14 protein-coding genes, 2 pseudogenes and 1 riboswitch are annotated in these 18,847 nt (G+C 36.5%); of the genes and pseudogenes, 7 read left to right on the top strand and 9 right to left on the bottom strand.

Annotated elements, in window-relative coordinates; all coding sequences use genetic code 11:
• The first annotated feature begins 9 nt into the window (after window positions 1-9).
• Window positions 10-225, top strand: a complete 216-nt coding sequence (locus C9E89_RS24150) for a helix-turn-helix transcriptional regulator (RefSeq protein ID WP_407641424.1) — start codon at window positions 10-12, stop codon at window positions 223-225.
• On the opposite strand, the gene C9E89_RS12660 is transcribed toward C9E89_RS24150, so the two are convergent.
• The 4 genes and pseudogenes from C9E89_RS12660 to C9E89_RS12645 all read right to left on the bottom strand — a co-directional run bounded on the left by C9E89_RS12660 (window position 206) and on the right by C9E89_RS12645 (window position 6,882).
• Complete coding sequence (locus C9E89_RS12660) at window positions 206-1,414, bottom strand: tyrosine-type recombinase/integrase (protein WP_107008706.1); 1,209 nt, start codon at window positions 1,412-1,414, stop codon at window positions 206-208. The two genes, C9E89_RS24150 and C9E89_RS12660, sit on opposite strands and share 20 nt — an antisense overlap.
• Before the next feature lie 183 nt (window positions 1,415-1,597).
• Window positions 1,598-2,656, bottom strand: a pseudogene (locus tag C9E89_RS12655) (D-amino acid dehydrogenase); the annotation flags it as partial.
• Between the two features lie 141 nt (window positions 2,657-2,797).
• A riboswitch (glycine riboswitch) is annotated at window positions 2,798-2,886 on the bottom strand.
• Between the two features lie 188 nt (window positions 2,887-3,074).
• Window positions 3,075-4,790, bottom strand: a complete 1,716-nt coding sequence (locus C9E89_RS12650; protein ID WP_107008704.1) for an AAA family ATPase — start codon at window positions 4,788-4,790, stop codon at window positions 3,075-3,077.
• A gap of 61 nt (window positions 4,791-4,851) precedes the next feature.
• Complete coding sequence (locus C9E89_RS12645) at window positions 4,852-6,882, bottom strand: hypothetical protein (RefSeq protein ID WP_107008703.1); 2,031 nt, start codon at window positions 6,880-6,882, stop codon at window positions 4,852-4,854.
• 285 nt (window positions 6,883-7,167) lie between these two features.
• Here C9E89_RS12645 and mdh point away from each other — a divergent pair, with 285 nt between their 5' ends.
• The 3 genes from mdh to C9E89_RS12630 all read left to right on the top strand — a co-directional run bounded on the left by mdh (window position 7,168) and on the right by C9E89_RS12630 (window position 10,363).
• Window positions 7,168-8,340, top strand: coding sequence for an iron-dependent methanol dehydrogenase (mdh, locus tag C9E89_RS12640; protein WP_107008702.1), 1,173 nt, complete (start codon window positions 7,168-7,170; stop codon window positions 8,338-8,340).
• A gap of 173 nt (window positions 8,341-8,513) precedes the next feature.
• A complete protein-coding gene (locus tag C9E89_RS12635; RefSeq protein WP_107008701.1) occupies window positions 8,514-9,344 on the top strand; it encodes an SDR family NAD(P)-dependent oxidoreductase in 831 nt (276 codons plus the stop codon).
• A 56-nt stretch (window positions 9,345-9,400) separates the two neighbouring features.
• The gene (locus C9E89_RS12630; protein WP_107008700.1) at window positions 9,401-10,363 is read left to right on the top strand and encodes an alpha/beta hydrolase; all 963 of its coding nucleotides are present in this window, start codon (window positions 9,401-9,403) and stop codon (window positions 10,361-10,363) included.
• A gap of 21 nt (window positions 10,364-10,384) precedes the next feature.
• On the opposite strand, the gene C9E89_RS12625 is transcribed toward C9E89_RS12630, so the two are convergent.
• Window positions 10,385-11,569: a sigma-54-dependent transcriptional regulator family protein gene (locus tag C9E89_RS12625; RefSeq protein WP_107008699.1), complete on the bottom strand. Its 1,185-nt coding sequence runs from the start codon at window positions 11,567-11,569 to the stop codon at window positions 10,385-10,387.
• A 311-nt stretch (window positions 11,570-11,880) separates the two neighbouring features.
• On the opposite strand from C9E89_RS12625, the gene exaC reads away from it, so the two are divergent.
• The gene (gene exaC / locus C9E89_RS12620) at window positions 11,881-13,392 is read left to right on the top strand and encodes an acetaldehyde dehydrogenase ExaC (RefSeq protein ID WP_107008698.1); all 1,512 of its coding nucleotides are present in this window, start codon (window positions 11,881-11,883) and stop codon (window positions 13,390-13,392) included.
• Between the two features lie 171 nt (window positions 13,393-13,563).
• On the opposite strand, the pseudogene dapB reads toward exaC, so the two are convergent.
• The 3 genes and pseudogenes from dapB to C9E89_RS12605 all read right to left on the bottom strand — a co-directional run bounded on the left by dapB (window position 13,564) and on the right by C9E89_RS12605 (window position 15,919).
• A pseudogene (gene dapB / locus C9E89_RS12615) lies at window positions 13,564-14,363 on the bottom strand (4-hydroxy-tetrahydrodipicolinate reductase).
• A 143-nt stretch (window positions 14,364-14,506) separates the two neighbouring features.
• Window positions 14,507-15,100 carry a 2-hydroxychromene-2-carboxylate isomerase gene (locus C9E89_RS12610; protein WP_107008697.1) on the bottom strand — a complete coding sequence of 198 codons (594 nt, stop codon included), beginning with the start codon at window positions 15,098-15,100 and terminating at the stop codon, window positions 14,507-14,509.
• Between the two features lie 75 nt (window positions 15,101-15,175).
• A complete protein-coding gene (locus C9E89_RS12605) occupies window positions 15,176-15,919 on the bottom strand; it encodes an SDR family oxidoreductase (protein ID WP_107008696.1) in 744 nt (247 codons plus the stop codon).
• A 103-nt stretch (window positions 15,920-16,022) separates the two neighbouring features.
• On the opposite strand from C9E89_RS12605, the gene C9E89_RS12600 reads away from it, so the two are divergent.
• Both C9E89_RS12600 and C9E89_RS12595 read left to right on the top strand, forming a co-directional pair.
• The gene (locus C9E89_RS12600) at window positions 16,023-16,595 is read left to right on the top strand and encodes a TetR/AcrR family transcriptional regulator (RefSeq protein WP_107008695.1); all 573 of its coding nucleotides are present in this window, start codon (window positions 16,023-16,025) and stop codon (window positions 16,593-16,595) included.
• A 205-nt stretch (window positions 16,596-16,800) separates the two neighbouring features.
• Window positions 16,801-17,511, top strand: a complete 711-nt coding sequence (locus C9E89_RS12595; RefSeq protein WP_107008694.1) for a glutamine amidotransferase — start codon at window positions 16,801-16,803, stop codon at window positions 17,509-17,511.
• A gap of 74 nt (window positions 17,512-17,585) precedes the next feature.
• Here C9E89_RS12595 and C9E89_RS12590 read toward each other — a convergent pair whose 3' ends face one another.
• Window positions 17,586-18,644 carry a 3-deoxy-7-phosphoheptulonate synthase gene (locus C9E89_RS12590; protein WP_107008693.1) on the bottom strand — a complete coding sequence of 353 codons (1,059 nt, stop codon included), beginning with the start codon at window positions 18,642-18,644 and terminating at the stop codon, window positions 17,586-17,588.
• Window positions 18,645-18,847: the final 203 nt, after the last annotated feature.

Here is an 18,847-nt window from a genome sequence, read left to right as displayed (position 1 = left end):
GGAGATCATTTGCTTACATCAACAGAGGTTTGTGAGCTGTTGAAAATCGGTACACGAACTCTTAAACGATGGATTGGACCAAATCACAGACATTATACTGGCGTGGATTTTCCACAGCCAGTCATTAGATCCAAAGGCGGTGCATCACACAAATTTTCGGAATCTGAAATCACAAAATGGATACAAGAGTGCAGGCAACATTCAACTACTGTATCTCACTCTTAAGTACATGAAGCCTATCAATCCATTTTTGATAAGCTTCTTTTTGCTCATCTAGATAATCATAATAATCATAAGTGCCTTGAATTGATGGTAATACATGCCCCACCATAATTTCTGCAATATCACGTGTTGTCATGGAGCTAAAGTTGGTTCGAGCTGTACGGCGCAAATCGTGCATTGACCAATGTTTCATTGTAAGCTCTTTGTTTCTCCCCACCCAAAGCATTAAATTTTTTGGAAAATGTAAAGCAAATTGAGGGCTTGGGATTTCATTGTCTTTTGCTAAAATAAAATGATTGGTTTTATTGAAAGCAAAAGCTTGTTTGATTAATTTTTCAGTGTACGGCAGGATTGGTCTAATAATATCACGACCTGTTTTCTTTCCAATTTTATTGTGCTCAACAGGTACGGTCCATATCATTTTTTCAAAATCAAAATCTGTTTTTTTGGCTCTCCTTAGCTCACCATTTCGACATCCGTAAATTAGACACAGCTCAACAAAAATTTTATTTTTAAGAGTCATGGTTGAGTCGCGAAGTGCTTCCAGAATAACTTTTAACTCAGAATCATTTAAAACTCTCGAGGTTTTTTGTTTTTCAATCCCTAGGTCTGATTTTGCATATAGATCAACTAAGACGTTTTTATCGAGGTGTTGTCTTTTAACTGCCCACTTCAACATTTGCTTTGAGATACTTAAAATACGCCCTGCTACAGATGGTTTTGTTTTTGCAAGCGGTTCAATTATCACCAACCAGTCATGCAGGCTCATTCTATTCACTGGTGCCTTAGCCTTACTTGGGAAGACATAAATCTCAAATGTTCTTCGAATCTCATGGGATTGTTTTATTTTTGGTTCATAATATTCAGTAAACCATAAATCAAAAAGCTCTATTAGTGTTTTTTCTGAGTTATATTTTTCTTGTTCAAGCATAACTTCTTTTTTGGGATTTTTACCCTCATCAAGCATCAATCTGAATTCTTGCGCCTTTGCTCTAGCATCTTTTAATGAGATATGGGGGTATGTACCTATATCCAATCTTTGCCCCTTGCCAGCTATTCTATATCTCAATTGAAAAACAATTTTTCCTCTCATTGAGACTCTAACACTCATACTATCTCGATCGGAAAATTCCTCAACCCTTTCTCTTGGCTTGCTATTATTTGTCTTGAGCCACGCTTCAGTTAATGCCATAATCTCTCCATGTACACAAAATTCACTACAATCTATTTAAAACATTAAATATGTACACTATTATGTACATATATTTGGTGGCTTAGTATAAGTATTTGTGGCATAGTTTGGCAAAGACAAACCGTATAAATAATTGATAACAACAATCTATATGTACCGTTTTGGCATAGATGGGCATAGTGTGACACTATAACTATGATTTGCCCAATCAACCAAAGGCTGAATACGATCTGCGCGAATATCTCGATTATAGCCATTAAACTCCGCAGTACCTGCGATACGCAAACGATTTTTACCTAAGCGTGAAGTTACAATTTTTGCACTTTCATCTAATAAACTGACCCATGGCGCACCTTTTTGGCTATCTTCATCTTCAAGTTGCACTGTAATCGAATACCCTTTAACAGGATAAATATTCACTCGATCACCCATTTTTTCTGCTAATTGATAACTTCCCACCCCACCACAAATGACAATGGCATCCGCAGAAATTTGAGCTAAAGCCGTATAATCTTGTTGCATATTGACTGCACTTGGATGGTACTGAATATGAATACCTTGTAAATTGCGTTCTATATGTGCAACTTCCATTCCAAACAAATATTTTACGCCATATCGTTCTGAAGCTTTGGCTAAGCCCATCGTAAACTTATGAATATCACCTGTTGCATCTTTAGGACAATAAAAACCACCATAATAATTGCCTGTTAAACTCGGCTCAATTTGAGTAATTTCCTCAGGAGTAATTGCATGGCGCTCTAAACCACCTGCACACAATAAATCGTTGACTGAGGTTGCAACCTTATAATCAGCTTCATTATGATAAAAATGTAAAATTCCACGTTTTTCTAAGTCAAACTGAATTTTTTCTTGTTCTGCAATTTCAAATAAACGTGCTCTTGCCAACAAGGCTAAACGTACTGTTTCTTTGGTATTGGCTTGATAATGTTTAATATTTCCTAAAAACTCCATTAGCCAGCTATATTTATGCAAACTAAAAGAAGGATTTAATAATAAAGGTGCATTTTTTTTAGACATCCACTTTATACCCTTGAGTACTGTGGCTTTTTGATTCCAAACTTCTGCATTACAAGCAGATAATTGTCCACCATTGGCAAAAGAAGTATCCATTGCAGGAAAAAGATGTCTGTCTATAACAGTGACAGCATAACCAAGTTGGGCTAATTCATAAGCTGTTGTTACACCTGTGATTCCCGCACCAATTACAACAATATGACGCATGTGCATACTCCTTTGAAATACAAAATTTCATGTATGCCCCATCTGTCATTGGTACCTGAGAGCTTCGGATACAAATACACACCTATGTATTTTTTCCATCCCCTTCGGTGAGTCACCTAAATGACTACTCTCCAGATCTTGTTTATTATTACAGTCCTTTTGCCTGAGAGTTTCCGGGGTCGTTGCTCCTTCGGCGTGTCTACAGAAGACATCTCTCCTGCAATAATATTTATTATTGTGTAGCAATCACTATGCCATTATCTATAAAAAACTCAAGTCACCTTTTATAAATATTTTAAAAATGGCAGATTAAACAAGCCTAAATTCAATAAGCCAAAACAATCATCTATCTATTTTAAGCAATGATTGTTTTGACTATTGTTTTGACTAAAAAAATACAAGCGGTCTTTATAAGAATTTATTCAATAAATAATAATGCCAAGCGTACTTGGTCATATCCCATACGAGGACTACTTAGCTCGACTATAGGACGCAACTTTATGTTGCCATCTTCACTAAAATGACTTGGATCTTGTCTTTTTTGCAGTTTTTTATAAATTTTCCGAACTTGCTCTAGTACATTTTCATCTGGGCTTGCCACTGAAATATCTAAACCTTGTTCACGATGTAGTTTGGCTAAATGGTTAATAATCGTTGCAGGGGTCAAACCACGTTCTTGTGCAATATCTTGAATGTCATAACCATTTTCAAATAATTCACGTGTTTCATCTAAAGTTGCTGTGGCATAGCTGGTTTTGCCATTATTTTTTGCCAGCTTTTTCTCATTGCGTTGAATTTCAGTTGCATTTAAAGTCCCTCCACAATGACGAATAAATGCATTGTGTTGTACTGTTAAGTCCGTTTCTGCAAAATTCTGTTCGGCTTCCGTTGATAACTCCTGAAAACGTCGATCTGCTTTAATGGCTAAACTGTCTAACTCTAAAGCTTGCTCATTAAAACCAAGTAAACGTAATCCATCTATAGATTTTAAACGTGAAAGTGCGACATAGCCTTGTCCTTTTTCAAAGGTATGTGTGAGATTAATCTCCGCTGCTTCTAGTGTCATGCCTTGTGATTTATGGATCGTGATCGCCCAAGCCAAACGCAAAGGTACTTGTTGTAAACTCGCAATGGTTTTACCTGCATCATTATCCACTGACCATGTTTCAGGCTCTACTAATAATGTTGTTCCGTCATTGAGTTTAACTTTTGGCAAAATGCCTAATTCATCATCTTCTTCAAAACCAATCACTTCACCCAGACTGCCGTTAATATAGCCCATATCAAAATTGTTTTTTACAAACATCACTTTGGCATGTTTTTTTAGCGTTAACTCATCAGGCGCACGTACTGAAGACTTTAAGGTTTCAATGAGTTTTTCATTGCCATCTGTGACAGCAACAAACTGATGTTCTTTACCTGAAATTTCATTTAAATGTTTAAAATTAAGACTATCGACATCCATATTATGTGTATATAAACGGGTATAAGTATCGCCAATATCTTGATTTTTTGTCGCTTGTAAAGCCTGAATATGCTGTGCTTGAATACTCTGCGCTCGAATCGCATTTAAAATATCATTTAATGCAGAATCATCTTGGCGATGTTGCTCCGTTAAATAACACACACGAAACTTCGCCTCAACCCAAGCATTTGACATAAAACAGAATTTATCTCGATTTTTTTCATCATTTTTGCCTACAGGCGGTAACTGGAAAAAATCTCCAGCAGCAATCACTTGAATACCCCCAAAAGCTTCATCGGATTCTTTAAAGTATTTTAGAACTTGATTGACTAAATTGAGTTGCTTTGCATGCAACATCGAAATCTCATCAATAATCAAAACTTGGGCATTTTCTAAATGTTCTTTTAAGTATTTACGTTCTTTCATCCGCTTTAAATCATCGTCTGAAAGTATGTCTTTAATTCCAATCCCTGCCCATGTATGGATTGTCATTCCATTCATATGCGTTGCTGCAATGCCTGTAGATGCGGTGATCGCTACAGGAACTTTTCGCACTTTTAAATAGTTGATGTATTGATTTAAAGTATAGGTCTTTCCTGCACCTGCGGAACCTGTCAAAAAGACATTTTCACCTGTTTTCATTAATTTAAGTGCAGTTTCTTGTTTCATAACAACCTAGACCTTATCAGACTGCTATAGCCTAACGATTTTTGCCATAAATGTTAAGTTTTTAAGCGAAAATCCGTGCATCTGCTGCTTTTTTACGAAGTGTTAAATTAAATTCTGCAATAAATGCGTAGACTTTATTTAAACATGCTTCATCTGCGGCACGATTACTCGGATATTTCAACTGATCAAATTGTAACTGCCCATTTTGATACAAACAGCCTAAAGTTAAACATTGTTCAGGATTTTGTTCTGCATAGACATGAAATGCGACATATTCATAAACGGACATACGCTCTGCATAAACATGCGCTAAGCAATGTTTATAATCTACAGATTCTTGAATGACACGTTGTAACTGATGTAATTCTTCAAAATACCATTCTTCAAAATAAATGACAGCTTCAGGTGACAACCGCTCCCATTCTTCAATATTTACTTTATATTTCAAATGACTTAATGCCACATCAAACTCAAGCTGCTGATGCCATTCATAAGCATGTTGAAACAAACCTTGCCAAGTCATATTTTTATTCAAGACTTTCTGTTGGGAAAAATGTTCAAGCAAATAATCCGCAACATAAGAATCAAAAATACTCATACTGCGATTTTGATGTGGTATATAATGTTTAAAATGTTGTCTAAAATCCGACACACTGATCTGATATTGTTTTAAAGTTTTAAAAAAATCATCGTGTTGTTGCGCTGAAGGTTCAATAAATTCATATAACTCGGATGGAATGTTCTGCACAGTTTGATGCAAAAAAATCATATAAGCTTGCATTGCCCGACTGAGTTTTAAATAACTTTGTTTAATGATTTTTGGATTTTTCTGCGACAAAATATGCAGTAATGCGAGCCATTCTTCAATATATAACATCGAAGAACTGATCACCATTTTTTGTTCTAAATGTTCAGTATGACCATTTAAACGATACTGTGTATTTTCTGCTTGTAAAAACCAGTGTTGTTGTATGGCGAGCGCATGACAATCTGCCAATAACAAACGCGCTGCAATATTGTGAAAATATTTTAAAGTCATTAAAATGACATGAGGATGCACATAGCTACAATCGACTAAACTTAATGCCGTGATTGCGACACGCAAATTTGGGCTTTGAATCGATTGGCTGATCCATAAATTGAGTTCAAAGCTTTGTTTAAACAGCCAATTTACAGTTTTTGTTTGATAAAAAACAGGACGGCGAGCCAATAATGACTCATCCCAATACACACTTTTTGCATCTAAAAATTGTTTTTTATCTAATAAATTTTGATATTGCCAATAGCCACGATGCATGAGTTTTGCAAAAGGTAACATGTGTGGTTTTTCTTGAGCATGTTGCATCAACAAGGAAAAATCTGTTTTCTTATTGAGAAGATCAACCAAATGAAATTGTTCTGGATAAAAACATCGTACTAAATCATAAATGGCTTTTGGCATAAACCACTGTGCTGAAAAGCAAAATTTTTCATAATGTGGAATTAAAGCTTGTACCGAAATAAGCTGTTCACCTTGGACTGAATTTGCCAAACATAAATGCTTTAAATTCAATTCCACTTCTAATGGGATCGTCTGTCCAATCTCCACAAATTTTGTTAAATAAGCCTGATCATAATAGTTTTGTTGCATCAATAAATGATCTATAGCGTGTGCATCTTGCTGTGAAATTGTATATAAAAATTGTTCAATCCGATTTTCTGCATCTACCCATTCAAATATCTGTTCGATTAAAGTTTGACGTAAAAGTTGTACATTGGTTTTAACAGTTGTGGGATGTTGAGCAACCTGATGACCTGTAAAAAATAGAATGTGTTGTAAAATAAATTGGGAAATTTTTTCAAAGGAAAGTTCTTTATTGGGTTTATTCAACCTTATAAGAACTTCTTCATCAAATTCAATCACAAACAGACCGTTCGCGATTGAGATGTGTTGCGGTGAATGACAAATTTGCAGCATATTTTCCGCATTAATATCCTGTAAATATGCCCATTGATCTTGAAATACTTGCATCAATGCAGGGGCAATATTCAATAAACTTTGTGCTGTCCATTGATGAGGATGCATCTTTTCTTGATCTTCTGATGGCAACATCGCTAACGTCTCATTCAGGTGGGTAAATATACTTCGTCATATCGATATACGTATCAGCTTTTCATTATACCCTATCTAATGACATCTCCATTTTTTGCCATATATTTTTTAGTTACATCCATTCTGCTAAAACTCAATATATTTAAAAGTCTTTATTTTTCTTCATTTTTTATTTGGTAGGTTTTAGGTAGGTATTAAAAATAAGGAACAGCACGGATACTCAATCTCAAGGTGATCATCACCTTTCGGATGATTAATAACAAATATGGTAGAAGGAATCGCACCATGGCTTTTAAAAATATTGCAGATCAAACTAACGGTTTTTATATTCCTTGTGTTTCACTTTTCGGACCAGGCTGTGCCAAAGAAGTTGGCGTTAAAGCACAAAATTTAGGTGCAAAAAAAGCACTGATTGTAACCGATGCAGGTCTTTTCAAATTTGGTGTCGCAGATCTTATTGTTGAATACTTGAAAGAAGCTGGCGTAGATAGTCATGTGTTCCCTGGCGCTGAACCAAACCCAACAGACATTAACGTACATAATGGCGTTAATGAATATAACGATAATGGTTGTGACTTTATTGTTTCTTTAGGTGGTGGTTCATCACACGACTGCGCAAAAGGTATCGGTTTAGTGACAGCAGGCGGTGGTCATATCCGTGACTATGAAGGGATTGATCAAAGTAAAGTTCCAATGACACCTTTGGTTGCGATTAACACAACCGCAGGTACAGCATCGGAAATGACACGTTTCTGTATCATTACCAATACTGATACACATGTCAAAATGGCAATTGTTGATTGGCGTTGTACACCATTAGTTGCAATTGATGATCCTAAACTGATGATTGCTAAACCTGCGGCTTTAACTGCTGCAACAGGTATGGATGCACTTACACATGCAGTTGAAGCTTATGTTTCAACAGCAGCAAACCCAATCACAGATGCTTGTGCAGAAAAAGCAATTAGCATGATCAGTGAATGGCTCAGCCCTGCGGTTGCCAATGGCGAAAATATTGAAGCACGTGATGCAATGGCATATGCACAATATTTAGCGGGTATGGCATTTAACAATGCATCACTCGGTTATGTACATGCGATGGCACACCAACTCGGTGGTTTCTATAACCTTCCGCACGGTGTATGTAATGCGATTTTATTACCACATGTTTGCGAGTTCAACTTAATTTCATGCCCAGATCGTTATGCAAAAATTGCGCAGCTTATGGGTGTAAATACACACGGCTTAACCGTAACTGAAGCAGCTCAAGCAGCCATTGATGCCATTCGTAAATTATCAGCATCTATTGGTATTCCGTCTGGTTTAGCTGAACTTGGCGTAAAAGCTGAAGATCATGTCGTGATGACATCAAATGCGCAAAAAGATGCGTGTATGCTTACTAACCCACGTAAAGCGACTGATGCTCAAGTGGTTGCGATTTTTGAAGCAGCGATGTAAGTTCTCTCCCATTTATACGGCTGTTTAACTACCTTTGGAATATCACTTCGGTGATATTCCTTTTTTTATGAAGTTCATAAAATCAAATACGATAAACACTGATTAAATATTGACAATTTGTATTGCCTAAATAAGAATCAAAGCACACTTACAATAATTTGGTTAGATTCGCCATGAAAACAATTCTCATCACGGGTGCTAATACAGGGATTGGTTTAGCAACAGCAACTGAATTCGTGAAAGATGGTCATCATGTTATCCTTGCTTGTCGAAATCTAGAAAAAGCTCAGCATGCACAGCAAGGCTTAGCTGCTCTCGGAAGAGGAAAAGTTGAAGTAATTCAGCTAGATCTCAATAGTTTAGATAATGTCAATCAAACCGCAAATCAGCTTATTGAAAACTTAGATAAAATAGATGTACTCATCAATAATGCAGGGATGATGACCCCAAACCTTGAAGCGACTACAGATGGTTTTGAAAAGCAATTTGGTGTGAATTATTTAGCACATTTTTTATGGACTTTAAAACTACTGCCACTTGTTCAAAATGCTGAGAAAGGTCGTATTATCCATTTAGCCTCAATGATGCATTTGCTGGGTTCAATCCAAGCCAAAAACTTTAAAGCGAATCAAATTAAACATTACAACGGCGTACTTAGCTATGGCAATAGTAAACTCGCCAACCTACTCTTTAGCAATATCCTTGCCGCAAAGTTAAAAGGCTCTAAAGTGACCAGTAATGCGTTACATCCCGGCGGTGTTGATTCTGAAATTTATCGTGAGTTACCCAAATATCAATACAATGCGCTTAAACTCTTTTTAATTCAGCCAAGTAAACCCGCTCAACTGATTAAAAAAATTGCTTTTGATTCTAGTTGGGAGAAACGTAATGGTGACTATGTAAGCCTACAAACCCCTGCAATCAAATCCAGAAAAGCTAAGAATATGCAACTTGCAGAAGACTTATATGAGCAGTCATTAACTTTAGTTAAAGATTATTTATAAAAATTTTGATTTATTTACATCATACATCACACTATTCAATGATTGAGAGTTTAATTATGAATGTACAACTTCCAGATTACGACCCAGATATACTCGGTATCGGTTATGAACAAACCACTTTGAATTTTCCAGATGACTATGAAGGCAAAGTCGTTGCAACTTTAGTGCGTAAAAAAGCACACCAAACCACACCCAAAGCGGTGTTATATATTCATGGTTTTATTGATTATTATTTCCAAAAAGAAATGGCTGAACAGTTTAACCAACATGGCTATGATTTCTATGCGCTAGATTTAAGAAAATATGGTCGCTCTCATCTTCCGCATCAAAAATTTTATTATATGCTTGACCTTCGAGAGTACGATGCCGAAATCAGTGAGGCATTAAAAATCATTGGGCAGGAAGGTCATGATCATGTGGTGCTTGCAGGACACTCAACAGGTGGTTTAACAGCAACACTTTATGCAGCGCATTATCCAACACATCCACTAATCAAAGCATTATGGTGCAATAGTCCTTTTTATAACTTTAATATGCCGCGTTGGAAAAAGAAAATCGCTTTGCCAAAACTGAGTGCCTTAGGTGGACGCTTCCCAAACTTAAAATTTCCAAGTGAGCTAAATAAATGGTATGTCACAAGCCTCCATAAAGACCTCAAAGGTGAATGGGACTTTAACTTAGACTGGAAGAAAAAAACCTATCCAAAAGTGTATTTAAGTTTTGTTCATGCAATTTTTGAAGCACAAAAAGAAATTCATACAGGCGTCCAAGTTGATGTGCCAACATTGGTGATGCATTCACATAAAACCACAAACCCAAAAAGATTTAATCGTGATGCGCAAACAACTGATGTAATTTTAGATGTTAAAGGCATCCAAAAGTATGCAAGTAAATTACAAGGTGATGTCACTGTAATGACAATCCAAAATGGTTTACATGATTTGGTCTTATCTGCTCCAGCAATACGTGCAGATGTATACCAAAAACTCTTTTCATGGTTAGCACGAAAAGAGCTTTAACTGAGTCGTATTTATAGTAGATCAATGCTCATCTTTATATTTCATGAGCATTTGATGTGCTGGATGTTCTATAGGTGTCAGTTCAATTAAACGTTCTACAGCATCAATCGCTTCTGGAAAATGCGCTAAATGTTTCAGCAAAGCATCAGGTTCATTGGCTTTAAAAATAGCTTCGCTTAATCTTGACTCTAAACAATCTCGCCATGCACAAAGAAATGGGCTTTCCGTTTTCGCAAGAAATACGCCTTTACACAATTTTAGTGCTGAGTCGGTATAACCCGAATCTAAAGCATTTTCTGCTTGTAAAAAGTCTGCTTCAACATGTGCCAATAAGCGATAAGGACGTGAACCTAACATTCCACCTAAAATCTCTCTAAGCTGCGACATTTCAGCTTTTAAGGTTCCCATACTCACTTTACGTTCACCATATAAAGCTTGGTGTAAACCTTCTAGATTCAAACCTTGTGGACATAATGCCAAGATACTGATGATTTCAATCTGACGTGGCGTAAGGACGACAATCTTGCCATTGAACAGCACTTGAGGAACAGCAAAAGCACGAATAAAAAGTTGCTGCTGTTGATAGCTCAATAAAGCAGATTGAATAATCGAAGCACAGCGCTCCGCTGCCAATAAACCTAAACTATTGTGATGACTCCAAGTCGTCGATAAATCAATGACACCTAAAACATTTTTAGAATATGGATCGATCACGGGCGCTGCATAGCACACCCAATCGTGAATTGAACTCATATAATGTTCATTGGAAAATACACAACTTGATTGTTGTGTTTTTAATGATAAAGCCAAAGCATTGGTTCCAACCAAGTCTTCACGCCACTGCCCACCTTCCACAAAATGCACTTTTTCCGCAGCATTTCGCATATTGCCACTGGCAGCAGACCAGACAATGGTACTGCCAACATCACCCACGGCAATGACCATTGAAGATTGTTGTGCGATATGCTTAAGCTCATCGCCGCATTGATCCAGCGCAACTTCTAAAGCCCCTTTTTTCTTATTATTTTTTTGAATTTGTAAAGGTGCTGCTTCACGATCCATTGGAATATCAGCTTGCTTTGAACGCTGCCAAGAACTTGCAATACTTTGCCCAAGTTGATCTGCTTGATGTAAGGATAAACTACTACTTTGTCTAAACTTTTCGATTTGTTGACGCTTTTGCATTAAACTTTGCATATTCAACATCCTTTTACATCCGTTTAATTTTACATTCCATTTTACTTGTTCTTACCTACAGTGACATTGTTTACAAAATATCTAGGCTAGGTCAAGACATTTAATACCAAAGCGTTATACTGAATTAAAGTGTATCTAATTTTCTCAATCCACTCAGCAAAAAGAAAAGACTGCTAAAATTTAAATCGTATCGCAAATTACACCTTTTTAACTCCAACCTTTTACCAACCTTTCACCTCATAAGCTCAGATCATCAAGGCAAACGACGATCACCATCGTCATTTATATGTAACGTTAAAAATAAGTAAAGGGAAATTCTTATGCGCTATGCAGATCCAAATACTGAAGGTTCAAAAGTACAATTTAAAGCACAATATGAAAACTTTATTGGTGGCAAATGGGTTGCTCCAGTAAAAGGCGAATATTTTGATAATATCTCACCTGTTGATGGTAAAGCTTTTACCAAAGTACCACGCTCTTCTGCTGAAGATATCGAGTTGGCTTTAGATGCAGCGCATGCAGCAAAAGCACAATGGAACAGCAGTTCACCGACGACACGTTCAAATATTTTATTAAAAATTGCAGATCGTTTAGAAGAAAATCTTGAGTTATTGGCTGTTGCTGAAACTTGGGAAAATGGTAAACCGATTCGTGAAACACTGGCAGCAGATATTCCCCTGTGTATTGACCATTTCCGTTATTTCGCGGGTTGCTTACGCGCACAAGAAGGTGGTATTTCTGAAATTGACGAAGATACCATCGCTTACCATTTCCATGAGCCTTTAGGTGTTGTTGGGCAAATTATTCCATGGAACTTCCCAATATTAATGGCAGCATGGAAACTTGCACCTGCTTTAGCTGCGGGTAACTGTATTGTCCTTAAACCAGCTGAACAAACCCCTGCAAGTATTTTAGTTTTAGCCGAACTGATTCAAGACATCTTACCTGCAGGTGTCTTAAACATCGTCAATGGTTATGGTGTTGAAGTTGGTCGCCCACTTGCAACCAATCCACGTATTGCAAAAATTGCATTTACAGGTTCAACGGCAGTCGGTCAAATGATCATGCAATATGCCACTGAAAATATCATTCCAGTGACTCTTGAACTGGGGGGTAAATCACCAAATATCTTCTTTGAAGATGTCATGGATAAAGAAGATGACTATTTGGATAAAGCTTTAGAAGGTTTTGCTATGTTTGCCTTGAACCAAGGTGAAGTCTGTACGTGCCCTTCACGTGCGTTGATTCAAGAGAGCATCGCAGATAAATTCTTAGAAATGGCAGTTGAACGTGTTAAACGCATTAAAACTGGTCATCCTTTAGATACAGATACCATGATTGGTGCGCAAGCATCGCAAGAGCAACAAGACAAGATCTTGGGTTGTATTGCAACAGGTCGTGCTGAAGGCGCGCAAATCCTCACAGGTGGTGGCGATCGTCAAGAAGTAGGTCAAGGTTTCTATATTGAACCGACCATTTTCAAAGGCGATAACAGCATGAAAATTTTCCAAGAAGAAATTTTTGGACCAGTTTTGTCTGTAACCACATTTAAAGATTATGACGATGCAATTCGTATTGCCAATGACACCATGTATGGTTTAGGTGCTGGTGTTTGGTCTCGTTCAGCGCATACGTCTTATCGTGCAGGTCGTGCGATTCAAGCAGGTCGCGTTTGGACAAACTGTTATCATATCTATCCTGCACATGCAGCATTTGGCGGTTATAAGAAGTCTGGTATTGGGCGTGAAAACCATAAAATGATGCTTGATCATTATCAACAAACCAAAAACTTACTTGTAAGCTACTCAACCAAAGCAATGGGCTTCTTCTAAGTCGATTACTTTAGCTCCCAAGCAAAAGCGAACTTCGGTTCGCTTTTTTATGGCTTTCATTGACGCTCTTAAACTCAAATGTAAATTACTTATTCTACAGAATCATTTAACCATACATCCTCATAGCCTTGAACATCAATAATAAGGAATATAGCCCTCAGTTATATTCACTTAATGCAAAACATCATTCATATCGTATAAATCTGGTTTTTGCTGAATCAACCACAAAGCAGCTTGTAATGCCCCATTTGAAAAGTGTTTTCGATTCATTGCCTTATGAGAAATTTCTAGCTGCTCACCATTTCCCAAGAACATCACTGTATGTTCACCCACAATATCTCCACCACGAACTGTAGAGAAGCCTATTGTTTCTTGTTTACGCTCACCAGTAATACCCTCACGCCCATATACAGCAACATTTGCTAAATCATGTTTTAAAACTTGTGTAATAACATCACCATACATCAGTGCTGTTCCTGATGGCGCATCTATTTTATGCCGATGGTGTGCTTCTAAGACTTCAATATCGACTGTTTTTTGGAATATTTTAGTTGCCAACTCTACTAATTTTACAGAAACATAGACACCTACTGAATAATTAGCTGAGAGAACAATTGCAATTTTTTTGATGCTTTTTGAATAACATGTAATTGTTCTACATTAAAACCTGTTGTACCAATCACAATAGGTGTTCCACTTTGTTCACAGATTTGAATATGTTTCAGTGTTGAAGCTAAAGTTGAAAAATCAATTACGACATCCACATCATCAATAACTTGCTGTAAATCATCGATAATCTTTAAACCAATCTGTCCTAAACCAGCAAATTCTCCAGCATCCTGACCAACAATAAAACTTCCTGAACGTGCAATTGCCGCACCTAGATAACCAGATGCATAAATAGTTTGTAGCAAATGACGCCCCATTCGACCACCTACACCAACGATTGCAATTTTGATTAGATCATTCATTTTTCATTCACATTATTTTGAAATACAAAATCATTTTAATTTTCAGTATTTATTTTAAGCATATTTAAGAAAATTTAAAAATACAAAAATTCCTCACTTAGTGAAATAAATGAGGAATTTTCAATGGATCCGAACTTATTGGCTTAAACAGTTTGTAAAACACTTTCCACAAAGTGCAAATGATCAACTCCCCAGAACATTTCATCATTCACAAACCAAGTTGGTGCACCAAATACACCACGATTCACAGCTTCTTCTGTTAAAAACTTCAGTTCATTTTTAACTTTTTCATCAATTAACCAAGTTTCAAGTTGCTCAACATCTAAACCTACCTCTTGAGCAACTTGCAGTAATTCACTCAACTCATTTAAATTACGAGGTTCACCAAACATTGCTTTAAAAACACCATCTAAAACAGTCAAAAACTGTTCTGGTGCAAAAAGTTGTGTTGCTGTAATTAAACGCATGGCATTTAAAGTATTAATTGGAAAATTTGGATTCATTTTGACAGGAATATCCCAAAGCTTTGCCCAACGATTTAAATCTAACATTGAATAACGCGCTTTTGCAGGTACCATCATTGGGCTATTATTGCCTGTAGCTTTAAATACAGCTCCTAACAAAATAGGTTTCCAAATAATCTCCGCTTGATATTGCTCAGCAATTTTTTGAATTTGATGAAAACCCAAATAACTATATGGGCTACCCACATCAAAATAAAATTCAATGATATTCATTTTTTTAGATTCCTTTTTTATACTTAATTGAGTGTTGATTGCTGACCATATATTTTAAATCGTCATGCAATGTCATTACCACTTTTCAATCCAAGGGCGTAAATCTAACTCATGCGTCCAAGCATCTCTAGGTTGCTGTGCCAAATGCCAATAATTTTCAGCAATATGCACAGGATTTAGAATACCATCTTGATCTTTTTTTGCATAAAGATCAGGGAATGTGGTTTGAATAAATTCTGTATCAATTGCACCATCTACCACCACATGCGCCACATGAATATTTTGTGGTCCTAACTCACGTGCCATACTTTGTGCTAAAGCTCGTAAAGCATGCTTTGCCCCTGCAAAAGCTGCAAAATAGGCTGAACCACGCATCCCTGCTGTTGCACCTGTAAAAATAATCGTTCCTTGTTGTCGAGTCACCATTCGTTTTGCCACTTCACGCCCAACAAGAAACGCTGCAAAACATGCCATTTCCCAAATTTTAAAATATTTACGTGCTGTTTCTTCTAAAATACTACATGGTACATTTGCACCAATATTGAAAATGAGGACATCAATTGCGCCGATATTTTTTTCAATATGCTCAATTAACTCAATAACTTGCTCTTCTTTACGTGCATCAGAGGCAAAACCGTAAGCCTCCCCACCTTGCTGCTGAATCTCATCAATCAATGGTTGCAATTTATCGGCATTACGCCGAGTCATACATGCAATATATCCTCCCTGCGCAAAACGTTTGGCAATTTCTCCACCTGTAGCATCACCAGCACCAATCACTAAAGCAACTTTTTTTCCCTGTGTTTTAGAACTAGACATTTATTTTTCCTTATGCACATTTTTTATAAAATAACGATCGTTACTATAACGATCACTATGTTATAATTTTTCAATAGCGTCAAGAAAAATTGAAAGGAATCTTATGCGTTATAAAACAGGTTATAAAGCACAAAAACGGCAAGAGTTATTGTCAATCAGTGGGCAATTGGCAAAAAAAAATGGTTTTGGTGCAACAGGTGTCGATGGTTTTATGAAAGCTGCTGGAGTCACCAGTGGTGCTTTTTATTCTCACTTTTCATCTAAAAATGAATTATTTAAAGCCTTAATCGAAAATGAGCTACAACATAGTGTGCATTTATGGCAAAAAAATCCACATCATGATGTAAAAGCATGGGTCGATTTTGAAATAGAACGTTACCTTTCTATTGATCATGTCCAGCAAGCTGAACATGGCTGTATTTTACCTGCATTGGCTGCTGAAATTTCACGCGCAGAGCACGATATTAAATCTCTTTATAAAAAAGAACTGCTACGTGGACAACAGCTTTTCACAAAACATTTAGGTAATGAAGCATTAGCATGGGGCTTGATGTCACAGTTGGTTGGTGCAATCCTATTAGCACGTAGTATGCCTGACCTTGAAACCCAAGAGTCCATTTTAAAATCAAGTAAATACTTTATTTATCAAGCACTAGAGCAATATAAAAATGAATAAAAAAGCAAAAAACAAAGAATAATCAATAGAAATTGCATTTTAAATATGATTTAATTTTAAGCAATTAAAATGATTTTCCATATATTTTTTTACTAGATTGGTTTGAGTTTACAAAAGAGTTCAATAAAATTTCATACAGAACTCGCCGATTAAACACTTGCTTTATCGCCGTAATCCCTCATTTCTCACACGATAAGAATCCCAAATGAACTCAAATTTCCCTAAAACTGTTTATGCCATTCAACACCTTTCCTTTGAAGATTTAGGCAGTTTTGAAGATACTTTATATGAACATGGTTATCGTGTTCGCTATTTTGAAGCTGGTGTTGACAACTTAAAAAAAGCCTTTGAACACGAAGGTTTAACGATTATTTTAGGTGGACCCATTGGCGTTTATGAAACTGAAGACTATCCTTTTTTAACTGAAGAAATTCAATATTTACAACAACGTTTAGCAAAAAACTTACCCACTATTGGCATCTGCTTAGGTGCGCAGCTCATCGCTCATGCTTTAGGTGCGAAAGTTTATGCAGGAGCGCAAAAAGAAATTGGTTGGAGTTCTCTTCAACTGATCGACCTTGCCGACAACCCTTTAACAACATTACAAGAAACTGCTGTCTTGCACTGGCATGGTGACACCTTTGATTTACCAGAAAATGCTGAACTCCTTGCAAGTTCAGCGCTTTATCCTCATCAAGCTTTTCGTCTTGGACAAAATATTTTAGCCTTACAATTTCATCTTGAAGTTACAGCAGAGAGTTTAGAAAAATGGTTAATTGGGCATACTTGTGAATTACGTAAAGCAGATATCAATATTCAATATTTACGTTCAGAAAATAAAAAATATGCAGTCAAACTAGAAACTAAAGCACAAGAAATATTGCATCATTTTTTACAAAATTCATCTCTGTCTTAATTCAAGCCTTATTTGAGTATGAGTAAAGCATTGAAGTACGTTTATATCGGTACTTCAATGCCTGTTTCATCTACCTAAACACATACCAAAGCAGATGATTCTGTTTGCATTTTTTGATGCATATCCAATAATAATTTTTGTGTTTTTTCCCAACCTAAACAACCATCTGTCACAGATTGACCATACATCATGTTTTCAGAAATTTTTTGTTGTCCATCCAGCAAATGGCTTTCCAGCATCACACCACGCACATGGCTTTCTTTACGCTCAGCAATAATTTGAGATAAAACTTCAGGCTGATTCAATGGATTTTTTGCACTATTACCATGACTACAATCAATCACCAGTGCAGGCAATAGACCTTGATGGCGCTCATGAATCGCATTGATTGTCTCTAAATCATAATTCGAGCCAGAGTTTGAACCACGTAAAATCAAATGTGCTAAACGATTACCTTCACTTTCTAAAACACAAGGTAGCCCATGCTGCCCCATCCCCATGAATTGATGAACATGTGAAGCAGATTGAATCGCATCTAAAGCAATTTGAATTGAACCATCTGTACCATTTTTGAAACCAATCGCAAATGGCATATGACTTGAAATTTCACGATGAATTTGTGATTCACTGGTACGCGCGCCAATCGCGCCCCAAGCCAATAAATCATCAAAATAACCTGTTGCCATTGGGCTTAGAATTTCACTGGCAATAGGCAATCCCATTTCAATAATATTTAAAAATAATTCTCGTGATTTTTCCAAGCCTAATTGTAAATTTGAAGATCCATCTAGATTTGGATCATACATGTAGCCTTTCCATCCAATTGTTGTTCTTGGCTTTTCGATGTAAGTACGCATGACTAAAAAAATTTGGTCTGACACTAAATGCTGTAAGTTTTTTAATTTTTGAGCATATTCAAGTGCAGCCACAGGATCATGAATTGAACATGGACCTGTAATGACCATCAGGCGTGAATCTTTACCTGTTAAAATATTTTGTATGGTTTGGCGCTGTTCTGTAATTTGAGCAGCAAGAGATGATTGCAATGGAAATTGTTGTTTTAATTGAATCGGTGTACTCAGTTGTATTTCTGCCTGAGCAGTTTGTTGTAAAGCTTGATTTAACATATTCATCATTTTTTTCCTTAGGGACTTAAAGCCCTCTCTTTTATTTGAGCTTATTGGGTCTATTCGACCGCAAAATAGAGGTTACTGGCGTAAAGTTAAACCAATAAAAGTTGCTAAAGTATGCGTAGTTAAATGTATTCATGAAGTTCTCCAAAAAATTAAAAAATATGTGCATAAAAAAACCTGATCGGGGTTGCCGATCAGGTATT

It is taken from the genome of Acinetobacter sichuanensis, assembly GCF_003024515.2.
GTDB classification, from domain to species: domain Bacteria; phylum Pseudomonadota; class Gammaproteobacteria; order Pseudomonadales; family Moraxellaceae; genus Acinetobacter; species Acinetobacter sichuanensis.
The sequence above is the reverse complement of the archived record's forward strand: the minus strand, read 5'-3'. Positions and strand labels throughout refer to the sequence as shown.